The sequence below is a fragment of the Bombilactobacillus sp. ESL1092 genome (assembly GCF_058107465.1).
Genome location: NZ_CM176594.1, coordinates 818,009 through 841,228, shown reverse-complemented (window position 1 = coordinate 841,228; position 23,220 = coordinate 818,009). Strand labels below are relative to the sequence as shown.

The 23,220-nt window shown below is 41.8% G+C and carries 21 protein-coding genes and 3 rRNA genes; all 24 read left to right on the top strand.

The window, feature by feature from the left end:
• Positions 1-123: 123 nt before the first annotated feature.
• The 24 genes from fabZ (AC3B6Y_RS03860) (at position 124) to AC3B6Y_RS03745 (ending at position 23,126) form a co-directional block, all read left to right on the top strand.
• Complete coding sequence (gene fabZ / locus AC3B6Y_RS03860) at positions 124-564, top strand: 3-hydroxyacyl-ACP dehydratase FabZ (RefSeq protein ID WP_489756826.1); 441 nt, start codon at positions 124-126, stop codon at positions 562-564.
• A 44-nt stretch (positions 565-608) separates the two neighbouring features.
• Entirely contained in the window at positions 609-1,070 is a 462-nt protein-coding gene (locus AC3B6Y_RS03855; RefSeq protein WP_489756825.1) for a MarR family winged helix-turn-helix transcriptional regulator, read from the top strand.
• Between the two features lie 6 nt (positions 1,071-1,076).
• Complete coding sequence (locus AC3B6Y_RS03850; RefSeq protein ID WP_489756824.1) at positions 1,077-2,048, top strand: beta-ketoacyl-ACP synthase III; 972 nt, start codon at positions 1,077-1,079, stop codon at positions 2,046-2,048.
• 26 nt (positions 2,049-2,074) lie between these two features.
• Complete coding sequence (locus AC3B6Y_RS03845; protein WP_489756823.1) at positions 2,075-2,323, top strand: acyl carrier protein; 249 nt, start codon at positions 2,075-2,077, stop codon at positions 2,321-2,323.
• A 2-nt stretch (positions 2,324-2,325) separates the two neighbouring features.
• Complete coding sequence (fabK, locus tag AC3B6Y_RS03840; RefSeq protein WP_489756822.1) at positions 2,326-3,279, top strand: enoyl-[acyl-carrier-protein] reductase FabK; 954 nt, start codon at positions 2,326-2,328, stop codon at positions 3,277-3,279.
• The gene (locus tag AC3B6Y_RS03835; protein WP_489769402.1) at positions 3,269-4,219 is read left to right on the top strand and encodes an ACP S-malonyltransferase; all 951 of its coding nucleotides are present in this window, start codon (positions 3,269-3,271) and stop codon (positions 4,217-4,219) included. The genes fabK and AC3B6Y_RS03835 overlap by 11 nt, the downstream gene beginning before the upstream one ends.
• Positions 4,219-4,953: a 3-oxoacyl-[acyl-carrier-protein] reductase gene (gene fabG / locus AC3B6Y_RS03830; protein WP_489756820.1), complete on the top strand. Its 735-nt coding sequence runs from the start codon at positions 4,219-4,221 to the stop codon at positions 4,951-4,953. The genes AC3B6Y_RS03835 and fabG overlap by 1 nt, the downstream gene beginning before the upstream one ends.
• 11 nt (positions 4,954-4,964) lie before the next feature.
• Positions 4,965-6,197 (top strand): beta-ketoacyl-ACP synthase II, encoded by a 1,233-nt coding sequence (gene fabF, locus AC3B6Y_RS03825; RefSeq protein WP_489769403.1) that lies wholly within the window; start codon positions 4,965-4,967, stop codon positions 6,195-6,197.
• Positions 6,198-6,623, top strand: a complete 426-nt coding sequence (locus tag AC3B6Y_RS03820; RefSeq protein ID WP_489756818.1) for an acetyl-CoA carboxylase biotin carboxyl carrier protein — start codon at positions 6,198-6,200, stop codon at positions 6,621-6,623.
• Positions 6,624-6,640: 17 nt separating this feature from the next.
• Entirely contained in the window at positions 6,641-7,087 is a 447-nt protein-coding gene (fabZ, locus tag AC3B6Y_RS03815; protein ID WP_489756817.1) for a 3-hydroxyacyl-ACP dehydratase FabZ, read from the top strand.
• Positions 7,088-7,099: 12 nt separating this feature from the next.
• Positions 7,100-8,485, top strand: coding sequence for an acetyl-CoA carboxylase biotin carboxylase subunit (locus AC3B6Y_RS03810; RefSeq protein ID WP_489756816.1), 1,386 nt, complete (start codon positions 7,100-7,102; stop codon positions 8,483-8,485).
• Entirely contained in the window at positions 8,478-9,335 is an 858-nt protein-coding gene (locus tag AC3B6Y_RS03805) for an acetyl-CoA carboxylase carboxyltransferase subunit beta (RefSeq protein ID WP_489756815.1), read from the top strand. Before AC3B6Y_RS03810 ends, AC3B6Y_RS03805 begins: the two co-directional genes overlap by 8 nt.
• Before the next feature lie 16 nt (positions 9,336-9,351).
• Complete coding sequence (gene accA / locus AC3B6Y_RS03800; protein WP_489757691.1) at positions 9,352-10,095, top strand: carboxyltransferase subunit alpha; 744 nt, start codon at positions 9,352-9,354, stop codon at positions 10,093-10,095.
• Positions 10,096-10,253: 158 nt separating this feature from the next.
• Positions 10,254-11,249 (top strand): zinc ribbon domain-containing protein, encoded by a 996-nt coding sequence (locus AC3B6Y_RS03795; protein ID WP_489769404.1) that lies wholly within the window; start codon positions 10,254-10,256, stop codon positions 11,247-11,249.
• Positions 11,250-11,319: 70 nt separating this feature from the next.
• Positions 11,320-12,006, top strand: coding sequence for a response regulator transcription factor (locus AC3B6Y_RS03790; protein WP_489769849.1), 687 nt, complete (start codon positions 11,320-11,322; stop codon positions 12,004-12,006).
• Positions 12,007-12,008: 2 nt separating this feature from the next.
• Entirely contained in the window at positions 12,009-13,052 is a 1,044-nt protein-coding gene (locus AC3B6Y_RS03785; RefSeq protein WP_489791439.1) for a sensor histidine kinase, read from the top strand.
• Complete coding sequence (locus AC3B6Y_RS03780) at positions 13,049-14,581, top strand: UDP-N-acetylmuramoyl-L-alanyl-D-glutamate--2,6-diaminopimelate ligase (RefSeq protein WP_489791438.1); 1,533 nt, start codon at positions 13,049-13,051, stop codon at positions 14,579-14,581. Before AC3B6Y_RS03785 ends, AC3B6Y_RS03780 begins: the two co-directional genes overlap by 4 nt.
• 2 nt (positions 14,582-14,583) lie before the next feature.
• Positions 14,584-15,330: an aspartate/glutamate racemase family protein gene (locus tag AC3B6Y_RS03775; RefSeq protein ID WP_489769406.1), complete on the top strand. Its 747-nt coding sequence runs from the start codon at positions 14,584-14,586 to the stop codon at positions 15,328-15,330.
• 147 nt (positions 15,331-15,477) lie between these two features.
• The gene (locus tag AC3B6Y_RS03770; RefSeq protein WP_489756810.1) at positions 15,478-16,605 is read left to right on the top strand and encodes an LCP family protein; all 1,128 of its coding nucleotides are present in this window, start codon (positions 15,478-15,480) and stop codon (positions 16,603-16,605) included.
• 399 nt (positions 16,606-17,004) lie between these two features.
• Positions 17,005-18,571 (top strand): 16S ribosomal RNA (locus tag AC3B6Y_RS03765).
• A gap of 149 nt (positions 18,572-18,720) precedes the next feature.
• Positions 18,721-21,637 (top strand): 23S ribosomal RNA (locus tag AC3B6Y_RS03760).
• A gap of 73 nt (positions 21,638-21,710) precedes the next feature.
• Positions 21,711-21,827, top strand: a 5S ribosomal RNA gene (rrf, locus tag AC3B6Y_RS03755).
• The 16S, 23S and 5S rRNA genes sit together here, the layout of an rRNA operon.
• Before the next feature lie 76 nt (positions 21,828-21,903).
• Entirely contained in the window at positions 21,904-22,659 is a 756-nt protein-coding gene (locus tag AC3B6Y_RS03750; protein WP_489769408.1) for a threonine/serine exporter family protein, read from the top strand.
• 17 nt (positions 22,660-22,676) lie between these two features.
• Positions 22,677-23,126: a threonine/serine exporter family protein gene (locus AC3B6Y_RS03745; RefSeq protein WP_489756808.1), complete on the top strand. Its 450-nt coding sequence runs from the start codon at positions 22,677-22,679 to the stop codon at positions 23,124-23,126.
• Positions 23,127-23,220: the final 94 nt, after the last annotated feature.

The following is a 23,220-nucleotide window of genomic DNA, read 5'->3' as shown; positions in this document are numbered from 1 at the left end:
CTAAAAGCTATTCAAATCGGTCTTTATCATAGTCAAATTTGACATTTTAAGCAAGTTGCAATATGATACTGCCATCAAACAGTTTGATGTTTGAAATAAAATAAAGGAGCTGTTGGAATCTTAATGGAACTAAATTCAAGTGAAATACGGGCGTTAATTCCCAATCGATATCCGATCTTTTTCATGGACGGAGTGCAAGATATGCAAGTCGATAAATCAATTCAAGCGGTGAAGAACGTAACCGCTGATGAATCGTTTGTTGACAGTTATCGACCGGGACAATTTGTGATGCCATCAACGTTGATTATTGAAACCTTAGCTCAAGCAGCCTCAATTTTTATTTTGAGCTCACCGAGTTTTAAAAATAAAACAGCTTACTTAGGTGGGATTCCGAAGGCTGAATTTTTGTTTGATGTTCATGCTGGCGATCAGTTGCAGTTAAAAGTGGAATTAAAAAGACAACGTCAAAATATTGGCTTGGTTAGTTGCGTGGCGTCGGTTCATGATAAGCCAGCAGTGACAGCGGAATTAATGTTTATTGTCGAGGATGCGGTTCGTAGTTAACGGATTAGTTGCAGTTATTTTGACATTCTATAGGAGTAATACGAATGAAAGATAAAATGCAACGGATCAACCGGTTATTGACCACGGTTTATACTGATATTATGCGGGTTGAAGAACGGGAATTAAAAAAGAGTGATTTTAAGGACATTTCAGTTAAAGAAATGCACGCCATTGATGCAATTACTATGTATGATCACAAAACCAGTTCGCAATTAGCAGAAGAGTTAATGATTACTCCTGGTACAGTCACGACAATGGTTAATAATTTGGTACGTAAAGGTTATGTCGTCCGGATTCATGGCGATGATGACCGCCGAATTGTGCGTTTGGGTTTGACGAGAAAAGGCCGTTTAGTTTATCGAGCACATGATTTGTTTCATCGACAAATGGTAGCTAAGTTTATTGAAAACTTTGACGAGAACCAAGTTGAGATTATTGAACATGCCTTACTCAATTTACGAGCCTTTTTAGAATTTCCCGCGCATATCGATAAAACAAAGGAGTAATCCAGATTGGGATTGAGAATTAAGCAAACAGCTTATTATGTACCTGACAAGATTGTCAGCAATGATGATCTAACAAAGTTTATGGATACTTCGGATGAGTGGATTGCTTCCAGAACCGGCATTAAGCAACGCCACATTGCGCAAAAGCAACAAACTTCAGATTTAGCGTTGCAAGTAGCACAGCAGTTATTAGCAGCTAGTGATTTACCAGCAACTAGTTTAGATTTTATTATTGTGGCGACGATGTCACCAGATTATCAAACACCATCCACAGCGGCTTTAGTTCAAGGCAAGTTACAAGCCAATCAAGCATTTGCGTTTGATATTAGTGCAGCTTGTTCGGGGTTTATTTACGGCTTAGCTTTGGCTGATAAACTGTTAGCAACTACTTACCAACGTGGTTTAGTGATTGGTGCGGAAACTTTATCTAAATTGGTTGATTGGCAAGATCGTTCAACCGCGGTCTTATTTGGTGATGGTGCTGCAGGCGTTTTGGTGGAAGCTGATGCTAAGCATCCAGGATTGGTGGCTGAGGATTTGCAAACCTTAGGTGCGCAAAGTTCGGCACTCACAGCTGGGTATTTGCCGTTAAATTCGATCTTTAATCAAGATCAAACTGATCCACAACAGCGTTATTTTATGATGGATGGTCATGCTGTTTATCGCTTTGCCACCCATGAAGTACCCAATTCCATTCAACGTGTTTTAGCCAAAGCTAATTGGAACGTGAATGATATTGATTACTTTTTATTGCATCAAGCAAATGGGCGCATTATTAAAAGTATTGCACAACATTTAGATCAACCCGTAACTAAGTTTTTGCAGAATGTTGCAGAATTTGGCAATACTTCGGCAGCTAGTGTACCATTACTATTGGCGCAAAGTGTTGCAAACAAGCAAATTCAACGCGGGCAAAAGTTGATCTTAAGTGGTTTTGGCGGAGGTTTAACCGTCGGTAGTTTAGCGTTAGTTTATTAATTTTAATTATAAGGGAGTTTTATATTATGTCAGATCAAGAAATTTTTAACAAAGTCAAAGAAATTATTGTCGACCAAACAGGTGAAGAAGAAGAAGAAGTTACTTTACAAGCTAATATCAAAGATGATTTAAATGCTGATAGTTTGGATATTTTTGAAGTAATCAACGAATTAGAAGATGAATTTGACATCAAAATTGAAAATGAAGATGGTATTCAAACTGTGCAAGATCTAGTTGATTTTGTGAAGCAACAACTAGAAGCAAAGGAAGATTAAGCATGAAGTTAAGTCCATTTATTCAAAGTCTGGGATTGAAATATCCGATTTTTCAAGGGGGAATGGCCTGGGTCGCTGATGGTAAATTGGCGGCCGCTGTTTCCAATGCTGGTGGTTTAGGAATTATTGGTGCAGGCAATGCACCAGGTTCTGCAATTGCCGAAGAGATTAAAATTGCGCGGTCTTTAACCGATCGACCTTTCGGGGTCAATGTTATGTTATTGTCACCGCATGTTGAAGAAGTGGTGGAAGTTGTCTTGGAATATAAAGACAGCATCGCTTTAGTTACTACGGGTGCTGGTAATCCTGGCGATTACTTTACACGCTTTAAAGCGGCTAATATCAAAGTTATTCCAGTCGTTGGTTCTGTAGCATTGGCCAAAATGATGGAACGTGTTGGTGCAGATGCCGTGATTGCAGAAGGTATGGAATCTGGTGGTCATATTGGAAAGTTAACGACAATGGCCTTAGTTCCTCAAGTGGTTGATGCGGTTAATATTCCTGTCATTGCGGCTGGTGGTATTGGTGATGGCCGTGGTTTGGCAGCGGCTATGATGCTGGGTGCGCAAGGTGTCCAAATGGGAACCCGCTTTTTAGTAGCTACCGAATCTAAAGTTCATCCCACTTATAAAAAAGCGGTTTTGAAGGCTAATGATGCCAGCACAATGGTTACCGGTGACTTTGCAGGTCATCCATCTAGAGTTTTGAAAAACAAAATGGCTAAGACTTATGTGAAGTTAGAAAAAGCTGAAGCCGCTAAAGAGCATCCTAATTATAGTGATATTGAAGAATTAGGTAATGGTAGTTTGCGGCGTGCAGTTTTAGATGGTGATGCCAAGACCGGTGCTTATATGGCTGGTGAAATCTCTGGTTTGGTTAAAAAAGAACAACCAGCAGCTGAGATCTTGGAAGATGTTTATTCCCGGGCAGATCGGCTTTTAGGCGGTGACTATTAAGATGTTGGGATTACTGTTTAGCGGTCAAGGTGCCCAAAAAACAGGAATTACACAGGACCTGTACGAAAGTTTGCCAAGTTTTAAGCAGCATATTGATCAAGCAGCCGAAATTTTACAGTTAGACTTGCCAAGTATTTTATATGATGCAGCTTTGTCTGATCAGTTAGCACAAACGCGCTTGGCGCAACCGGCTATTTTGGCCATGAGTTGGAGCTTATATCAGGAATTAAAAGACTATTTAACTACTAAAGATTGCTTTGGCTTAGGACTAAGCTTAGGCGAATATAGTGCTTTAACTAGCAGTGGTTACGTTGATTTTGCTACCGGTTTGCAATTGATTAAGCGGCGTGGCGAATTAATGCAACAAGCTAGTGAGCAAACGGCCAGTGAAATGGTCGCCATTATGAAAGCCGATTTAGCTAGTGTTGAACAAGCAGTTCAGCAAGCTAGTCAATTCGGTGCCATTGGTGTGGCCAATGTTAATACACCACAACAGATTGTCATTGGTGGCGTCCCTACAGCAGTAGAGCGGGCTGTTGATTTATTAAAGCAGCAGCAGGAAAAACTACGGGTTGTTCCATTAAAAGTTAGTGGAGCTTTTCATACACCGTTGATGCAACCAATTCAGGCACAATTAAATTCGGCCTTAACGAAAGTTAATTGGCAGACCGGAACATTTCCAGTATTTAGTACGACCACTAAACAAGAATTTGCTCCGCAAACTTTGAGTGATAATCTTACGCAACAGTTAGTTTCGACCACTTATTTTGCAGCTACTTTACAACAGCAAGCATCAGATTTAACGGCAGTTCTGGAGTTGGGACCTGGGAAAACCTTATTAGGCTTTGCTAAAAAGATTGTGCGGAAGATTCCTACTTATCAAGTTGATAGTTATGATGGACTGCAACAGACAATTACAGCGTTGGAGGCAATGGATTAATGGAACTCAAAGACAAAGTAGTTTTAATAACCGGTAGCTCACGAGGTATTGGTTTAGCAATTGCCAAAGCTTTTGCACAGCAAGGAGCGAATATCGTTTTAAATGCGCGGCATCCCATTAGTGCCGACGTGCAAGCTCAAATTACCGCTTTTGGGGTTCAATGTTTTGATATTAGTGCTGACGTGACGCAGATGGACTCTGCAGAACAATTAATTAAGCAAACATTGGCTGCAGCGGGCCACATTGATGTTGTAGTTAATAATGCAGGAATTACTCGCGATGGTTTATTGAACCGGATGTCACAAGAAGACTTTGACAGTGTCTTACAAACTAATTTAGTGGGAACTTTTAATGTTATTCGTCAGGCATTACGGCCAATGTACAAACAACGTTCGGGATGTTTTATTAATTTAGCCAGTGTTGTTGGCTTGACTGGTAATATTGGTCAGGCTAATTATGCTGCCAGTAAAGCCGGCATCATTGGGTTAACGAAATCAGTTGCGAAAGAAGTGGCTTTGCGTAATTTACGTTGTAATGCAATTGCTCCCGGAATGATTGATACCCAAATGACGCAGCAATTAAGTGATAAACGGCAACAAGAAATTATTAAACAAATTCCACTACAGCGCTTTGGTCAAGTTGAAGAAATTGCCCAAACTGCTGTCTTTTTGGCTCAAAATAATTATATTACTGGCCAAACATTGACGGTCGATGGCGGCTTAACAATGCAGTAAGGAGAATCATTATGACAAGAGTAGTAATAACAGGACTAGGGGCTGTTACCCCTATCGGTAACGATGTTGCTAGTTTTCAAGCAGGTTTAAATTCACAAAAGATTGGTTTTGAACCAATTACTTATTTTGATGCAACTAGTACAGGAGTTACAGTTGCTGGACAGTTAGATGATTTTGATGCGTTACAGCATTTAACAAAAAAAGATACGAAGCGCATGGATGCTTTTACCCAATATGCGGTTTATGCTAGCGATGAAGCCATGGCGCAAGCCCAAATCAATGCTGAGAATACTGATGCCGATCGTTTAGGCGTAATCTGGGGTTCTGGTATTGGCGGTTTAACGACAATTCAACAACAAGTGATCAAAATGCATGATAAGGGTGCGGATCGGGTTTCGCCAATGTTTGTGCCCACTGCGATTGCTAATATGGCAGCTGGTAATTTGTCTATGCGTTACCAGGCCCATAATATTAGTACGACAATTGTGACTGCTTGTGCTTCCAGTACGAATGCGATCGGTGAAGCTTACCGTCAAATTAAAGATGGACGTAGTGACGTTATGATTACTGGTGGTTCAGAAGCTTCCATTAATCAGATTGGGATTGCAGGTTTTGCGTCTTTGTCAACCTTGTCTAAGGCCACTGATCCGACCAAAGCTAGCCTACCATTTGACGAAAGTCGTTCAGGCTTTGTGATGGGCGAGGGTGCCGGAACGTTAATTTTGGAATCTTTAGAACATGCGCAAGCACGTGGTGCTGAAATTTTGGGTGAAATTGTTGGCTATGGAACAACATCTGATGCTTACCATATTACTTCTCCAGACCCGAAAGGTACCCAAGCGGCGCGGGCAATGAGTTTAGCTATGCAAGAAGCCCAAATCACGCCGCAACAAGTGGGCTATATTAATGCTCATGGCACGGGAACTAAAGGCAATGACTCGGCAGAATCAAAGGCTATTAATCAAGTTTTTGGTGCTGATAGTTCAGTTTTAGTCTCCAGTACGAAGAGTATGACTGGTCATTTATTGGGCGCTGCGGGTGCAGTCGAAGCAGTTGCCACAACCTTGGCATTACAATCTGGACAATTGCCAGTGAATGTTGGAATTATGAATCAAGATGCAGACTGTGATGTGAACCTAGTAACAACTAACAATAACCAACGGACAATTGATTATGCACTCAGCAACTCCTTTGGTTTTGGTGGTCATAATGCAGTTCTAGCAATGAAAAGGTGGCAAGCTTAAATGACTTTTGAAGAAATTCAAGCTCTCATGAAGCAAGTTAATCAAAGTAACATTAATGAATTAGATTTGGATTTTGATGGTGGACATTTGTATTTGAGCAAGCAAAGTCAAACTGCTCCAGCCACCGTAACTCCTAGTTCAGTAGTACCAGATAATCAAGCTACTGTGGTAGAAGATACAGCACAATTGCCGCAAATCAAGTCGCCTTTAGTTGGGATTGTTTATCTCCAATCTTCTCCTGACCAACCACAATTTAAAAAAGTTGGGGATCAAGTAGAAGTGGGCGATGTTGTTTGTGTCATTGAAGCAATGAAGATGATGACAGAAGTTAAGAGTGAGATTAAGGGAACTATTAGTGAAATCTTAGTTTCTGATGAAGAGGTTGTGGAATATGATCAACCCCTATTTACTGTCACACCCAATTAGGAGGGCTCAGAAGATTAATGGAAGCAAATGAAAATAAACAAAGTTTAGATGTTGTCCAAATTCAAGAAATTTTACCACATCGTTACCCAATGTTATTAGTCGATCGAGTACTAGATTATCAACCTGGTCAATATGCAATTGGTCGCAAGAATGTTTCTGTCAATGAAAGTTATTTCCAGGGACATTTTCCGGGTAACCCCGTGATGCCTGGAGCTTTAATCTTGGAAGCTTTGGCACAAACAGGGGCAATTGCTTTATTAACGATGCCTGAATTTAAAGGCAAGACCGCTTATTTCGGTGGTGTTAAGAAAGTTAAATTCCGGCAAATGGTACGTCCCGGCGATAGTTTACGTTTGGAAGTTAAATTAGATAAATTACGTGGAAATATTGGTATTGGTAAAGCGACTGCTTATGTTGATGACCAAATTGCTTGTTCTGGTGAATTAACATTTGCCGTACAGTAGGTGAGAGTTGAAATGTTGGAAAAAGTTTTAATTGCCAACCGTGGGGAAATTGCTGTGCGGATTATTCGCGCTTTACGCGAATTAAATATTACCTCAGTAGCAGTTTATTCAACGGCTGATAAAAATGCACAACATGTGAAAGAAGCCGATGAAGCAGTTTGCATTGGTGGCCCACAACCAGCTGATTCCTATTTGAATATGCAAAACATTGTGAGTGCGGCTTTATTAACAGGAGCGCAAGCAATCCACCCAGGTTATGGCTTTTTATCCGAAAGTCCGGAATTTGCACAATTGTGTGAAGAATGTCAGTTGACTTTTATTGGTCCTAAGGCCAAAACCATTGCGTTGATGGGTAATAAGGCTAATGCGCGGATTACCATGCAACAAAATGAGGTGCCGGTTATTCCGGGTAGTGAAGGTTTTGTCGCTAATGCGCAAGAAGCATTAGCAATTGCCCAAAAAGTCGGTTATCCAGTCATGCTCAAAGCCGCTGCTGGTGGTGGCGGTAAAGGAATTCGTAAAGTTTTTAAACCAGAAGAATTAAGTGATTCTTTTGTGCAAGCGCAAGAAGAAGCAAAGTTATCTTTTGGTGATGACCGCATGTATTTGGAAAAGATTATCTCTCCTGCTAAGCATATTGAAGTTCAGATTATGGCTGATCAAGCAGGGCACGTGGTGGCCTTGCCTGAACGAGACTGTTCCTTACAACGACGGCAACAAAAAGTTTTGGAAGAAACGCCTTGCGTAGAGATTAATGAGCAAGAACGGCAACATTTGCAGCAGTTAGCCATTCGCGCAGTCAAAGCAATTGACTATCAAAATGTAGGGACGATTGAATTTTTAATGGATCCGCAACATCATTTTTATTTCATGGAAATGAATACGCGGATTCAGGTAGAACATTCTATTACTGAAGAAGTAGCGCAAGTTGATTTGGTGCAAGAGCAATTAAAAATTGCTGCAGGCGCTGATTTGTCCATGACGCAAGCGGATGTGCAGATCCATGGTGCAGCTATCGAAGCGAGAATTAATGCGGAAGATCCGAAAAAGAATTTTCAACCGCAGGCTGGTCAGATTAAGCAAATGTCCTGGCCCGGTGGGCTAGGGGTTCGCGTTGAAAGTGGCGTGAACAGTGGTGATCAGATATCACCATTTTATGATTCAATGATTATTAAGATTATTGCTTTTGGTTCACAGCGCCCGGTCGTTTTGCGCCGTTTGATTAATTCATTGCGAGAATTCAAAATTGATGGTGTCACGACGAACGATGATTTCTTGATTCAATTATTACAACAAGAGGAAGTTCGCCAAGGTCATTATTTGACCACATATATTGATCAAAAGTTTTTACCGCAATATATGGCACAATCCTCAAAGGGGGCTAGTGACGATGAGTGAAAATCATTTTGCGCCTCATCCGATTCAAGCCTTAAATAGTTATTATCATAATGTTCCACAAGGAATTTTTCGTTATTGTCCTCATTGTGGCAGTAAGTTTTATTTTCGGCGGGCCGGTAAATTTCAAGTTTGTCCGGAATGTGGTTATGGTTTTCGGGTGAATGCTCGCCAACGCTTGAAGATGTTAACGAAAGATTTTCAAGAATGGGATGCTGAGTTAGCCACGACTGATCCTTTAAAGTTTCCAGATTATCAAGAGAAATTGCATAAGGCTCAGACGAAGACAAAATTGTTGGATTCAGTTTTAACTGGACAAGCCAAGTTGGCTCAACATGATGTGGCTTTAGGAATTATGGATCCTAACTTCATTATGGGAAGTTTAGGAACAGCTACTGGTGAAAAAATTACCCGTTTATTTGAGCAAGCAACAGAACGAAAATTACCAGTTGTTATGTTCACTGCTTCTGGTGGTGCTCGGATGCAAGAAGGAATTCATTCCTTAATGCAGATGGCGAAAATCTCGCAAGCAATTAATGAACATCGCCAAGCTGGATTATTGTATGTGGCAGTGATCATGGATCCTACTACCGGAGGCGTAACAGCTAGCTTTGCCTCACAGGCTGATATTACGCTAGCAGAACCCCAAGCGTTGTTAGGTTTTGCTGGGCGGCGCGTCATTGAGCAAACCATCAATAAGAAATTGCCTTCAGATTTTCAAAGTGTAGAAAACGCTTATCAGCATGGTTTTATTGATGAAATTGTGGCGCGACCACAACAACTACAGAAATTAGATCAAATCTTGACAATTTTTGCTGGTCAAAAGTGGAAGGGAGCTGCGCAAAGTGAGTAAACAAGTTAGTACGATCATGGAAGGTGCGCGAAGTGATAGGAAAGCTGACTTGCAACCGCTGATTGATCAATTATTTACGGACTTTTTTGCTGTACATGGCGATCAAGTGGATAGTGATGATCCGGCGATTATTGCCGGCTTTGCTAAGCTCAAGCAACGGACGGTGGCGGTAGTAGCCACGAATAAAGGTCAGGAATTAGAGGAACGCCTAGCCACTCATTTTGGTAGTCCAACCCCGCAAGGTTATCGGAAAGCTTTACGCGTAATGAAATTAGCGCAAAAAATGGGTGCACCAATTGTCACGTTGATTAATACTCCAGGTGCTTATCCGGGTGAAGAGGCTGAAGTGAAAGGTCAAGGCCAAATATTGGCTAAGAGCATCAGTGAAATGTTGCAACTGCAAGTTCCCATTTTAACTATTATTATTGGCGAAGCAGGTTCGGGTGGCGCGTTAGCTTTGGCCTGTTCTGATCAAGTGTGGATGCTAGAACACAGTATGTATACTGTTCTTTCGCCAGAAGGCTTTGCTTCTATTATGTGGAAAGATTCCAAGCTGGCTAATAAAGCAGCGGAAATGATGCATATTGAACCCGCTTGGTTGAAACAAAATCAAATTATTGAACAAGTTTTACCCGAGACGGTTTTAGATGAGCAAGCCAAACAATTACAGACCTTGATTGATCAACAATTGGCTCAATTCGATCAGTTAAGTTTGTCTGATTTATTGCAACAGCGCAAAGAACGATTTCGTAAATTTTAATAAAATGTCTGATTAAGCGCAGCCAGCACCTATTTTGTTGGTTGCGCTTAATTTGTTTAAAAATTTAGTTGATAAAATTTGGTAATTCTTCATAATTATCCTTTAAGATAAAACTATAATTATCAATTAATATAACTGAAATTGAAAGGATGATTTTGATGCAATATTGTCCCAACTGTGGTGCCAAAATCAAAGCTAATGCCAAAAAATGTCCGACCTGTGGTTATCAATTAGTGGCGAAGCCGCAAAGAGCGCACGCTGATGCTGATGGTAGAGATCAAACTTATTCGCGGGCACAGCGTTATCATCAATCTTCGACTAATTCTATGGTCAGTTTTTTGCTCTGGCTCAAGAATAATCCCATTATGGATGTTTTAGCCGTTATTTTTGTTATTTTGACTTATGTTTATATCGGTAAATGGTTGAGCTTAGTGGTCGCACTGGGATTGATTGCGGCCGGTTATTGGCACGCTAATCGGCGGCAAACTAATCTGGATCAAAAAATCCGGAATGCTTTTCGCCGCAAACAGCCGGCAACTTCTGCGGCTATTAAACGGCGTCCAATGATCAAAGCGCGCGCTGATCACTATCAACAACCGAATTTTACCAAACCCTTACAACCACAAACTCAAGCGGGAGTAACAGAAGTGTCAACGGTTGCGCCAACAACCAAGTCAAAAAATCAGCGCTCGTGGCTGTTATTAATTATTGCAGGTATTTTATTGAGTAGCAGCTACTGGCCAAACTTTTTTAGTAATAACTTTTTTGGCAGCAATGTGGTGACTAATTTCTCTTTAGCGCAGACTATTAAACAAGCACTTAACTTGTTAAATTATTACTTACATTTTCAAATTAATCCGGATCTAGGATTATGGATTATTGCTGCCGGACCATTATTGATTATCTTGGGCGCCTTGATGCCGAATCATTTTGGGAAAAAGTTAATTAAGTGGGGTAATGTTTGGAACTTACTGTGGTATTTTGGTGGTTGGTTAATCTTACATGTGAGTTTGAGCTTTGCCGCTAAAAGTGGTGTCATGCAACCACTAAGTCTCGGTGCTAGTGGCAAATCAGCTTTAACATTGAGTATTTTATTATTAATTTTAACAATTTGGGATTGGCATCAATTCAAACAGAGTAATGTGCGGCAATAAGCGTTTCTTAAGATATGGTATGATATGGTTAAGTTTGGGAGATATAAGTTAACTTGTGAGGCGATAATTGTTGAAAATTTTAGTGGTAGACGATGACCAAGATATTGTGGAACTGCTCAGCATTTATTTAAAAAATGAAGGCTATCAACCAGTTGTTGCTAATTCTGGTGTACAAGCGCTCGATCAATTAAAAGCTAATCCGGATATTGCACTCTTAATATTAGACATTATGATGCCCGGCATGTCAGGAATTGAAGTGATTAAAAAATTACGTAAGGATTCACAAATTCCCATTATTGTAGTTTCTGCCAAAACTAGTGATTTGGATAAAATCCAAGGACTAATTACGGGTGCTGATGACTATGTGGTTAAACCCTTTAATCCGTTAGAGGTGATGGCCCGGGTGAAATCTTTGTTGCGCCGGACCCATGCTCAAGGTCACGAAATTTTACCAGATAAATTAGAAATTGGACCAATTACCATCGATAAAAGCTCCCACGAAGTCGTGACCAATGCGGGAGTGAAAGTGCAACTCACAGCATTGGAATTTGGCATTTTATATTTACTAGCCAGTCATCCTAATCGCGTCTTTTCTGCAGATGAGATCTTTGAGCGTGTCTGGAAGCAAGAAAGTGTGATTTCTGCCAAAACAGTGATGGTTCATGTGAGTCATTTGCGTGATAAATTAGAAGAAGCAACTAATGGTGAACAAGTCATCGAAACCGTTTGGGGTGTTGGCTACAAAGTGGAGGCTTAAACATGAAGGCAATGCTGTCCCGTCGGTGGGTAGTTTATATAACGACCATTATTTTCGTATTGGCCGTCGGCGGTGAACTCAAATGGGCCACGGTGATTAATCAAACGCCCCAGTTATGGTGGTTGATAGGATTGTTAGACGGGTTAGTAATAATTCTTTTAGCCTATCAATATTTATATCAACGCCAATTACATCGTACACAGTATTATCTGCAACATTTGGCGCGTGGCGAAGCGACTAGTGCTGATGGTATTACTATTTTGGAACTGCAACAATTAATTCAACAAATGGATAAAGTGATGCAAACCGCCAGTGAATCCATGAAAAATCAAGTGGCTGCGGAACAAAGTAAAGACGAATTGATTACTAATGTGAGTCATGATTTACGGACGCCATTGACGTCAATTATTGGCTTTTTAGGTTTAATTGAACAAAATCCGCAAACGTCAACGGCCGATGTGCAAAAATACGTGCATATTGCTTATCAAAAATCGTTACAGTTACGTTCGTTAGTGAATGATTTATTTGAATATGTTCGTGCTAATAACTCGAACACTAAATTAAATATTCAAACATTCGATATGATTCAAATGTTGGAACAGATTGATGCAGATTTTGAATTAGAAGCTAAAAAGCAGCATATTCAAATGGAAGTGGTTAGTGCTGTTCCACAGTTAATCATGCAAGCTGATAGTCAAAAGCTTGGGCGAGTTTTTAATAATTTAGTAATTAATGCCATCAAGTATGGTCAAGGTGCCGATCATATTTGGTTGTGCGCTAAAGAACAACAAGATCACGTAATTTTACAGGTGATTAATAATGGCCAAGCGATTGCTCCAGAAAATCAGCAACACTTGTTTGATCGTTTTTATCGTGTCGATCAGTCTCGTTCGAGTAAAACGGGGGGAACAGGCTTAGGGTTGGCCATTGCCAAAAGCTTGGTGCAAATGCAACATGGACAGATTACAGTCCACTCTGATGCACAACAAACTTGTTTTCAGATTGACTTACCGAAAAATTTAACCAGTGAAGGAGATAAATCATGACTTTGATTTTAAATGGTTGTACTTTATTATTGCAGGAACATAAGTTGCTAAAACAGGCTGATATTGTGTTTGACAATGAAATTACCGCCGTAACTTACGATTCACGGCAGGCACAAAAGGATGGCATGTTCTTTTGCAAAGGAACACATTTTAAAGAAAGTTATTTAAAGCAGGCTCAGGCTAATGGAGCAACAACCTATGTTTCTGAAGTAGCATATCCAGATATCAAGGGCATGAATGCCTTAATTGTAACCGACGTGCAGAAAGCGATGGCGTTATTAGGGGCGGCTTTTTATGGTTACCCACAGAATGATCTGTTTATTATTGCTTTTACAGGAACTAAAGGGAAAACGACTTCGTCCTACTTTACACGTGGAATTTTGCAAAATTATTCGAATCAAAAGACCGCCTTATTTTCGACGATTGATCGGATTTTAGGACCGAAGCCCAGTCAGAAATTTAAGTCCAATTTAACTACTCCAGAATCACTGGATTTATTTCATGATATGCGTGAAGCCGTAGATAGTGGGATGACGCATTTGGTGATGGAAGTTTCATCACAGGCTTATAAGCGTAACCGTGTTTATGGTTTAACATATGATGTTGGCTTCTTTTTAAACATCTCACCTGATCATATTGGTCCCAATGAACATCCCGATTTTGCCGATTATCTTCATTGCAAATTACAGCTCTTAGTAAATTCAAAGAGTTGTGTGATTAATGGAGATACTGACTATTTTGACGAAGTATATTTAGCAGCTAAAGCGACAACTCCTAGTTCTAAACTGTATGTTTTTTCACGCCAAGGTGGCAATGAACAAGTGGCGGACTTTGTTTATCAGAGTAAAGAGAGTACATTGGCAGAAAGTGAATTTACGATCAGGGCCCAAAGTGCTAAAGCTCAGCAACTGAATATTGCTGGTGATTATCAATTAAGTTTGATTGGTGACTTTAACGAAGCTAATGCGACTGCCGCAATTATTGGTGCTGGGATTGCGGGGGCCCCTTATGAATTGGCTCAAACATCTATTATGGATGTTCATATTCCGGGACGGATGGAATCAATTAAGACCAAGCAACACGGCACAATTTACGTTGATTATGCGCATAATTACGCTAGCATGTCGGCGTTGTTACATTTTTTAAAAACGGAAAATCCACAATCCAAAATTATCGTGGTAGTTGGTAGTACGGGCGACAAGGGCGTTTCGCGGCGTTCAGGTTTTGCTAAAGCTCTAAGTAAATACGCTAATCAGGCGTATTTAACGACTGATGATCCGGGATTTGAAGATCCTCAAGCTATTTGTGAAGAAATCAATCAGTTAATTGATCATACGAAAGTGCAAGTGGCAATTATTCTAGATCGTCAGCAGGCGATTCAAGCGGCGATTACTACTAGTCAACCGCAAGATATTGTCGTGTTAGCTGGTAAAGGTGAAGATAAGTACCAAAAAATTCGTGGTGTGAATGTGGATTATCCCAATGACTTAAATGTGGCACAACAGATAGTTCAGGAAATTGAGGGATAGCGATGAAAGACTTTTTTACAATTATTGGCGGCATGGGCACGGCAGCCACGGAAAGTTTTGTGCGTCTGTTAAATGCAAGAACCCCTGCAATTAAGGATCAAGAATATTTAAATTATTTATTAGTCAATCATGCTAGTATTCCTGATCGAACCGATTATATTTTGGATCATCAAAAACCGAATTTTTATCCCGATTTGTTAGAAGATATTCAACAACAATCACTCTTACAGCCCGCTTTTATGGTTATTATTTGCAATACTGCGCATTATTTCTATGAACAATTACAACAAGAGACGTCAATTCCATTATTGCATATGCCCCGGAGTGCTGTTAGCTATTTGAAACAGCACTATCCCCGAGCGCAAAAAGTGGGATTAATTGCCACGAAAGGTACTTTAGCGGATCAAGTCTATCAACAAGAATTACAACAACAGGGATTAGATTATACGTTGGGTGATGAACAGCTGCAGGCGGATGTGATGACTTTGATCTATGATTGTATCAAAGAACAAGGGATAGTTGATGCACAGTTATATCATCAGATTCTCAAGCGAATGGTGCATGATTTTGGAGCCGACGTGGTTATTTTAGGTTGTACAGAACTTTCTTTGGCCCAAGAGAAAGCACCGCAACATAATTATTCAGTAGTTGATGCGCAAAGTATTATGGTTGATACTTGTGTCAATTTAGGTCAAAGGCTACAGCAAGGCTTACCCGTAATGATTCAAGCTGGAGTAGCGCAGTCCTAGACTGAAAATTATTTTATATTAGAATTGCATTATTGCTTTGATAATGTATAATTAATAATCTAAATTGTGAAAAGCTTATTTAGCTTAGCGCTAAATCAAAATTCACAGTTGAGTAAATCATTTAGAATTTTGAGGTTAATTGAAGTAATGAATAATTCAGAACCAAATAAATCCTTATTGAAACGCAATCAAAAAGTTTCGATGCAATCACAGCACCAAATGGGAAGTCATCGTTTTTTGAAGAGCATTTTGCTCTTTTTAATTATGGCTATTTTTATCGTCGGGGCTTACGGCTTTCGGATTTACTCGCAAGCTAGTAATGCTTTAGGCAATGCTTATCGGCCGAGTACCGCAATTCGACCTTCCAAAACGATCGCGCAAAAAAAGCCAGTTACTATTCTATTGTTAGGAGTAGATACAGGCGATGAAGGACGCACTGATCGTGGTAATTCAGATACTATGATTTTGGCAACGATCAATCCACAAACTAAAAAAACAGTGTTAATGAGTATTCCACGGGATACTTTATCGGAAATTTATGGGATAAAAAGCGGCCAGCATGTGATTCAGAAAATTAATTCCGCTTATAATTTAGGAGAGTCTGAGGCAGCGGTGAAAACTGTGCAAAAATTAGTTAATATCAAGATTGATAATTATATTACTTTGGACTTTCATTCACTGCCTAAAATAGTAGACGCAGTCGGTGGAGTTGAAGTAGATGCACCGTTTGCGTTCAGTTACGATGGCAGTAGTTTTCATAAAGGTAAGCAAGTCATTAACGGCAAACAAAGTCTGTCTTACGCACGAATGCGTTACGACGATCCGCAAGGCGATTATGGTCGGCAAATGCGACAACGTCAGGTTATTATGGCAATTGTCAAAAAAGCAACTTCTCTAAGTACGTTACCTAATCTTCAAAAAGTGTTGAATAGCATTTCTAATTCGATGAGTACTAATCTATCATTGGATGATATTACTGCGTTAATTCAATATTATCGAGGAGCGTCTAAAAACATGGACTCTGATCATTTGCAAGGGCACGGCACCCTAATTGACGGAATTTCTTATGAAGTAGCGCCAACTAAAGAATTACAGCGCGTATCGGATAAATTAAGAACCAGTGTTGGCCAAGATAAAGAAAAGATTAATAACGTCGAGACACGACAAAATAAAATGAATGTGACGAAAAATGGTTTTGATTTTAAGGAAAAAGTAAATCAAAATTATGTAATTTATGGCGAAAATGTTAATAGTAATTACTTGATTGATAACTAAAAAGCAATTTATTTTAAAAATAAATTGCTTTTTTTATATCGTAAAAAAGCAGTCATACCAAGGGATAGAGCAATAAGTAGCAAAAAAGAATAAAAAAAGATGGGCAAAGGGGTTGCAAAAGGGTAAAAAAGTTGATAATATATTTTCTGTTGTCAATGAGTCATGCGCGTCACTGTTAAGCAAATAAAAAAAACAGTTGACAAGCTCATGATAAGATGATAAACTAAATGAGCCGCTTAATCAAGTGGTAATCAACAAAAAGTTAAGTAGATCTTTGAAAACTGAACAAAGTTTCTTTAAAAGCCAAGTGCTGGGTTCTTGAAAAAGAACCTGTCAATTTAAAAGTAATAAAGAAGACAAAGAACGTTAGAGTTCTAAGTCTGAGTCAACAAACTAACAAAAAATGAGAGTTTGATCCTGGCTCAGGACGAACGCTGGCGGCGTGCCTAATACATGCAAGTCGAGCGAGCAGAAGTAACGGAATACCTTCGGGTAGGAAGATATGGACGCGAGCGGCGGATGGGTGAGTAACACGTAGGTAACCTGCCCTTTAGCGGGGGATAACAATTGGAAACAGTTGCTAATACCGCATAAAGTGCTTAATCACATGATTAAGGAATGAAAGACGGTTTCGGCTGTCACTAAAGGATGGACCTGCGGCGTATTAGCTAGTTGGTGAGGTAAAGGCCCACCAAGGCGATGATACGTAGCCGACCTGAGAGGGTAATCGGCCACATTGGGACTGAGACACGGCCCAAACTCCTACGGGAGGCAGCAGTAGGGAATCTTCCACAATGGACGAAAGTCTGATGGAGCAACGCCGCGTGGATGAAGAAGGTTTTCGGATCGTAAAATCCTGTTGTTGAAGAAGAACGTGCTTGAGAGTAACTGCTCAAGTAGTGACGGTATTCAACCAGAAAGTCACGGCTAACTACGTGCCAGCAGCCGCGGTAATACGTAGGTGGCAAGCGTTGTCCGGATTTATTGGGCGTAAAGGGAGCGCAGGCGGTTTGAAAAGTCTGAATGTGAAAGCCCTCAGCTTAACTGAGGAAGTGCATCGGAAACTGTCAAACTTGAGTGCAGAAGAGGAGAGTGGAACTCCATGTGTAGCGGTGAAATGCGTAGATATATGGAAGAACACCAGTGGCGAAGGCGGCTCTCTGGTCTGTAACTGACGCTGAGGCTCGAAAGCATGGGTAGCGAACAGGATTAGATACCCTGGTAGTCCATGCCGTAAACGATGAGTGCTAAGTGTTGGGAGGTTTCCGCCTCTCAGTGCTGCAGCTAACGCATTAAGCACTCCGCCTGGGGAGTACGACCGCAAGGTTGAAACTCAAAGGAATTGACGGGGGCCCGCACAAGCGGTGGAGCATGTGGTTTAATTCGAAGCAACGCGAAGAACCTTACCAGGTCTTGACATCTCCTGAAAGCTGTAGAGATACAGGGTTCCCTTCGGGGACAGGAAGACAGGTGGTGCATGGTTGTCGTCAGCTCGTGTCGTGAGATGTTGGGTTAAGTCCCGCAACGAGCGCAACCCTTGTTACTAGTTGCCAGCATTAAGTTGGGCACTCTAGTGAGACTGCCGGTGACAAACCGGAGGAAGGTGGGGACGACGTCAAATCATCATGCCCCTTATGACCTGGGCTACACACGTGCTACAATGGATGGTACAACGAGAAGCGAACTCGTGAGGGCAAGCAGAACTCTAAAAACCATTCTCAGTTCGGATTGCAGGCTGCAACTCGCCTGTATGAAGTTGGAATCGCTAGTAATCGTGGATCAGCATGCCACGGTGAATACGTTCTCGGGCCTTGTACACACCGCCCGTCACACCATGAGAGTTTGTAATACCCAAAGCCGGTGGGGTAACCCTTCGGGGAGCTAGCCGTCTAAGGTAGGACAAATGATTAGGGTGAAGTCGTAACAAGGTAGCCGTAGGAGAACCTGCGGCTGGATCACCTCCTTTCTAAGGAAAAATAAACGGAAAGCAGTTGGCAAGAAACTTTGTTTAGTTTTGAGAGGTCTACTCTCAAACATTAGTACTTTGAAAACTGAATATTATGAGAAGAAAGACACCGAGAATCGAGAGATTCGAAAGTAAGAAGTAATAAGTAAGGTTAAGATAATAAGGGCGCACGGTGGATGCCTAGGTACTAGGAGCCGAAGAAGGACGCAACGAACAGCGAAATGCTCCGGGGAGTTGTAAGTAAACGAAGATCCGGAGATATCCGAATGGGGGAACCCGGCTAAGGTAAAGCTTAGTCACACTGCGACGAAAGTTGTAAGTGAGGAAGACGTGGTGAACTGAAACATCTAAGTAGCCATAGGAAGAGAAAGAAAAATCGATTTCCTGAGTAGCGGCGAGCGAAACGGAAAGAGCCCAAACCAGAGAGCATGCTCTTTGGGGTTGTAGGACTGGGACGTGAGATAGTCGAAGATAGCTGAATCAGTTGGGAAGCTGAACCAGAGATAGTGATAGTCTAGTAGGCGAAATCAGAGACACTCTACCAGTATCCTGAGTACGGCGGGGCACGTGAAACCCCGTCGGAAGCAGGGAGGACCATCTCCCAAGGCTAAATACTCCCTAGTGACCGATAGAGAACAAGTACCGTGAGGGAAAGGTGAAAAGCACCCCGGAAGGGGAGTGAAATAGATCCTGAAACCGTGTGCCTACAAGTAGTCAGAGCTCGTTAAAGAGTGATGGCGTGCCTTTTGTAGAATGAACCGGCGAGTTACGATTGCGTGCGAGGTTAAGTTGAGAAGACGGAGCCGCAGCGAAAGCGAGTCTGAATAGGGCGAAAGAGAGTACGTAGTCGTAGACCCGAAACCAAGTGACCTACCCATGTCCAGGTTGAAGGTGCGGTAAAACGCACTGGAGGACCGAACCCACGTAAGTTGAAAATTGCGGGGATGAGGTGTGGGTAGCGGTGAAATTCCAAACGAACTTGGAGATAGCTGGTTCTCTCCGAAATAGCTTTAGGGCTAGCCTCGGAGAAGAGGATCTTGGAGGTAGAGCACTGTTTGGACTAGGGGCCCAACATGGGTTACTGAATTCAGATAAACTCCGAATGCCAAAGATCTTTCTCCGGGAGTCAGACGGTGAGTGATAAGATCCATCGTCGAAAGGGGAACAGCCCAGATCACCAGTTAAGGTCCCAAAATCCATACTAAGTGGAAAAGGAAGTGGAACTGCACAGACAACTAGGATGTTGGCTTAGAAGCAGCAACTCATTTAAAGAGTGCGTAATAGCTCACTAGTCGAGTGGTTCTGCGCCGAAAATGTACCGGGGCTAAGTATGGTACCGAAACTGTGGATGTGCATCGAAAGATGTACGTGGTAGGAGAGCGTTGTAAGCACGAAGAAGCCAGATCGAGAGGACTGGTGGAGAGCTTAGAAGTGAGAATGCCGGTATGAGTAGCGAAAGACCAGTGAGAATCTGGTCCACCGGATGACTAAGGTTTCCTGGGGAAGGCTCGTCCGCCCAGGGTTAGTCGGGACCTAAGATGAGGCCGAGAGGCGTAATCGATGGAAAACAGGTTGAGATTCCTGTACTGTTCAGTGTTGTTTGAACGATGGAGGGACGCAGGAGATGAATTGTGAGCATGCAGCTGGAAAAGCATGTCTAAGCAGCGAGTCTGGATATGAGTCAAATGCTTATAACCGCGAAGGATGAGTTGTGATAGGGAGCGAAATTAAAGTAGCGAAGCACAATAGTCACACTGCCGAGAAAAGCTTCTAGTGAGACACTGAATACCCGTACCGCAAACCGACACAGGTAGTCAAGGAGAGAATCCTAAGGTGAGCGAGAGAACTATCGTTAAGGAACTCGGCAAAATAGCCCCGTAACTTTGGAAGAAGGGGTGCTGGTGTAAGAGCCAGCCGCAGTGAAAAGGCCCAAACAACTGTTTATCAAAAACACAGGTCTCTGCAAAATCGTAAGATGACGTATAGGGGCTGACGCCTGCCCGGTGCTGGAAGGTTAAGAGGATGAGTTAGACTTTGGTCGAAGCCCAGAATTGAAGCCCCAGTAAACGGCGGCCGTAACTATAACGGTCCTAAGGTAGCGAAATTCCTTGTCGGGTAAGTTCCGACCCGCACGAAAGGCGTAATGATTTGGGCACTGTCTCAACGATAGACTCGGTGAAATTATAATACCCGTGAAGATGCAGGTTACCCGCGACAGGACGGAAAGACCCCATGGAGCTTTACTGTAGCTTGATATTGAGTTTTTGTGTAACATGTACAGGATAGGTAGGAGCCGTAGAGATCGGTACGCTAGTATCGAAGGAGGCGCTGGTGGGATACTACCCTTGTTATATGAAAGCTCTAACCCGCGCCGTTGAAGCACGGCGGGAGACAGTGTCAGGTGGGCAGTTTGACTGGGGCGGTCGCCTCCTAAACAGTAACGGAGGCGCCCAAAGGTTCCCTCAGAATGGTTGGAAATCATTCGTAGAGTGTAAAGGTAGAAGGGAGCTTGACTGCGAGACAGACAAGTCGAGCAGGGACGAAAGTCGGGCTTAATGATCCGGTGGCACCGTATGGAAGGGCCATCGCTCAACGGACAAAAGCTACCCTGGGGATAACAGGCTTATCTCCCCCAAGAGTTCACATCGACGGGGAGGTTTGGCACCTCGATGTCGGCTCATCGCATCCTGGGGCTGTAGTCGGTCCCAAGGGTTGGGCTGTTCGCCCATTAAAGCGGTACGCGAGCTGGGTTCAGAACGTCGTGAGACAGTTCGGTCCCTATCCGTCGCGGGCGTAGGAAATTTGAGAGGATCTGTCCTTAGTACGAGAGGACCGGGATGGACATACCACTGGTGTACCAGTTGTCTTGCCAAAGGCATAGCTGGGTAGCTAAGTATGGAAGGGATAAACGCTGAAAGCATCTAAGTGTGAAACCCACCTCAAGATGAGATTTCCCATTCAGTAATGAAGTAAGACCCCTCAAAGAAGATGAGGTAGATAGGTTGCGAGTGGAAGTGTAGTGATACATGGAGCTGAGCAATACTAATCGGTCGAGGGCTTAACCAAGGGTGTCGAGTAAGAACATAATATTCAGTTTTGAGAGGACTAAGGTTCTTTCAGAAGGTAAGAAGAGAGCAAGTGTGGTGGCGATAGCGAGGAGGAAACACCTGGAATCATGCCGAACACAGAAGTTAAGCTTCTCAGCGCCGAAAGTAGTTGGTGGGAAACTACCTGCGAGGATAGGTCGTTGCCATGCTGCTTATAAAAGATTATCATTTTAATAATGATAATCTTTTTTTGTGTCTTTAAAAAGAATAGGATGAGTACTGATTATGGCTTACAAACAACAACGACGAATAGTTGACGTCGGATTATTAGCGGGAAAAATTATGATTGAATCCGGAGCAGAAATGCATCGTGCCCAGGATACAATGCAACGAATTTTGCTAAAGGGTGGAATTGAACACCCGGAGATTTATACGACGCCGACGGGAATTTTTTTAAGCGCTGATCGTTTGACTAATACAAGAATGGTGCAAATTAACCACGAAACGACTAATTTATATAAAGTGACGGAAGTTAATTCATTATCACGTCAATTTGTGGCTGAACAATTAACTTTAGAGCAATTAGAACAAGGGTTACAGCAAATTGAGCGGTCGATGTTAGATTTTCCATTGTGGTTAAAAGCGGCTGGCGCTTTTTTGTTGAGTTGCACCTTGATGATTTTATTTGTGGGCGAATATGATTGGGTTGATTTTGTGCCTGCAGGAATTGTAGGAATGATTGGTTATTTAATTGATTATTTTGTCAAACAATGGATTGATATTAGTTTTATCAGTACTTTTTTAGCAGCAACCACTATTGCGCTTTTAGCCGTTGTGCTTCAAAAAATTCACTGTGTAAATAATTTAAACTACTTAATTATTGGTGCTGTGATGCCCTTAGTGCCAGGAGTATCGTTAACGAATGCACTGCGCGACCTGATGGCACGGCACTTAATATCAGGGTTAGCTCGAATGGGTTCGGCGATTTTGAGTGCAATGGCGATTGGCGGCGGTATCGCAATGGTACTGAGATTCTTTTAAAGAAAGGAGTTTCGTATATGATACTAAATGCGATTCAAATTATTATTCAAATTACATTTAGCTTTGTCGGCACCATTGGATATGCACTCTGTATTAATATTCCGCGCACAGCGCTCATTACTAGTGGTGTTTGTGGATCATTAGGCTGGATGATTTATTGGATTTTAAGTAATTTTGTGAAATCAGGTAAAGTATTCGCTAACTTAATTGCGGCACTAATGATTGGAATTGTTAGTTATTTATGTGCGCGTTATAAAAAGATGCCCGTGAGTCTATTTAATATACCAGCGTTGGTGCCACTAGTTCCTGGAGCAACCGCATATCAAGCTGTACGAGCATTGGTTTTTGGACAAATCTTCGAAGGGCTGCATTTAACAGTGCTAGTCATTTTAATTATTGGGGCAATTGCAATGGGCTATATCTTAGCCCAATTAATTGTAGATCTTGCATTTCGGCGTTATTCATGATAAATTGATGATATGCGATGAGTCGAGTGATCACTTTTTAGTGATGATTCTGGGAATGTCGATTGTTATTAATAACAATAGCCAGCGGATATGG

Coding starts and splice junctions, on each gene's coding strand:
- accA (WP_489757691.1), top strand. CDS start 9,352: ATGGAAGGTGCGCGAAGTGATAGGAAAGCTGACTTGCAACCGCTGATT.
- AC3B6Y_RS03745 (WP_489756808.1), top strand. CDS start 22,677: ATGATACTAAATGCGATTCAAATTATTATTCAAATTACATTTAGCTTT.
- AC3B6Y_RS03810 (WP_489756816.1), top strand. CDS start 7,100: ATGTTGGAAAAAGTTTTAATTGCCAACCGTGGGGAAATTGCTGTGCGG.
- AC3B6Y_RS03795 (WP_489769404.1), top strand. CDS start 10,254: ATGCAATATTGTCCCAACTGTGGTGCCAAAATCAAAGCTAATGCCAAA.
- AC3B6Y_RS03770 (WP_489756810.1), top strand. CDS start 15,478: ATGAATAATTCAGAACCAAATAAATCCTTATTGAAACGCAATCAAAAA.
- AC3B6Y_RS03750 (WP_489769408.1), top strand. CDS start 21,904: ATGGCTTACAAACAACAACGACGAATAGTTGACGTCGGATTATTAGCG.
- fabF (WP_489769403.1), top strand. CDS start 4,965: ATGACAAGAGTAGTAATAACAGGACTAGGGGCTGTTACCCCTATCGGT.
- AC3B6Y_RS03785 (WP_489791439.1), top strand. CDS start 12,009: ATGAAGGCAATGCTGTCCCGTCGGTGGGTAGTTTATATAACGACCATT.
- fabG (WP_489756820.1), top strand. CDS start 4,219: ATGGAACTCAAAGACAAAGTAGTTTTAATAACCGGTAGCTCACGAGGT.
- AC3B6Y_RS03780 (WP_489791438.1), top strand. CDS start 13,049: ATGACTTTGATTTTAAATGGTTGTACTTTATTATTGCAGGAACATAAG.
- fabK (WP_489756822.1), top strand. CDS start 2,326: ATGAAGTTAAGTCCATTTATTCAAAGTCTGGGATTGAAATATCCGATT.
- AC3B6Y_RS03775 (WP_489769406.1), top strand. CDS start 14,584: ATGAAAGACTTTTTTACAATTATTGGCGGCATGGGCACGGCAGCCACG.
- AC3B6Y_RS03820 (WP_489756818.1), top strand. CDS start 6,198: ATGACTTTTGAAGAAATTCAAGCTCTCATGAAGCAAGTTAATCAAAGT.
- fabZ (WP_489756817.1), top strand. CDS start 6,641: ATGGAAGCAAATGAAAATAAACAAAGTTTAGATGTTGTCCAAATTCAA.
- AC3B6Y_RS03855 (WP_489756825.1), top strand. CDS start 609: ATGAAAGATAAAATGCAACGGATCAACCGGTTATTGACCACGGTTTAT.
- AC3B6Y_RS03845 (WP_489756823.1), top strand. CDS start 2,075: ATGTCAGATCAAGAAATTTTTAACAAAGTCAAAGAAATTATTGTCGAC.
- fabZ (WP_489756826.1), top strand. CDS start 124: ATGGAACTAAATTCAAGTGAAATACGGGCGTTAATTCCCAATCGATAT.
- AC3B6Y_RS03805 (WP_489756815.1), top strand. CDS start 8,478: ATGAGTGAAAATCATTTTGCGCCTCATCCGATTCAAGCCTTAAATAGT.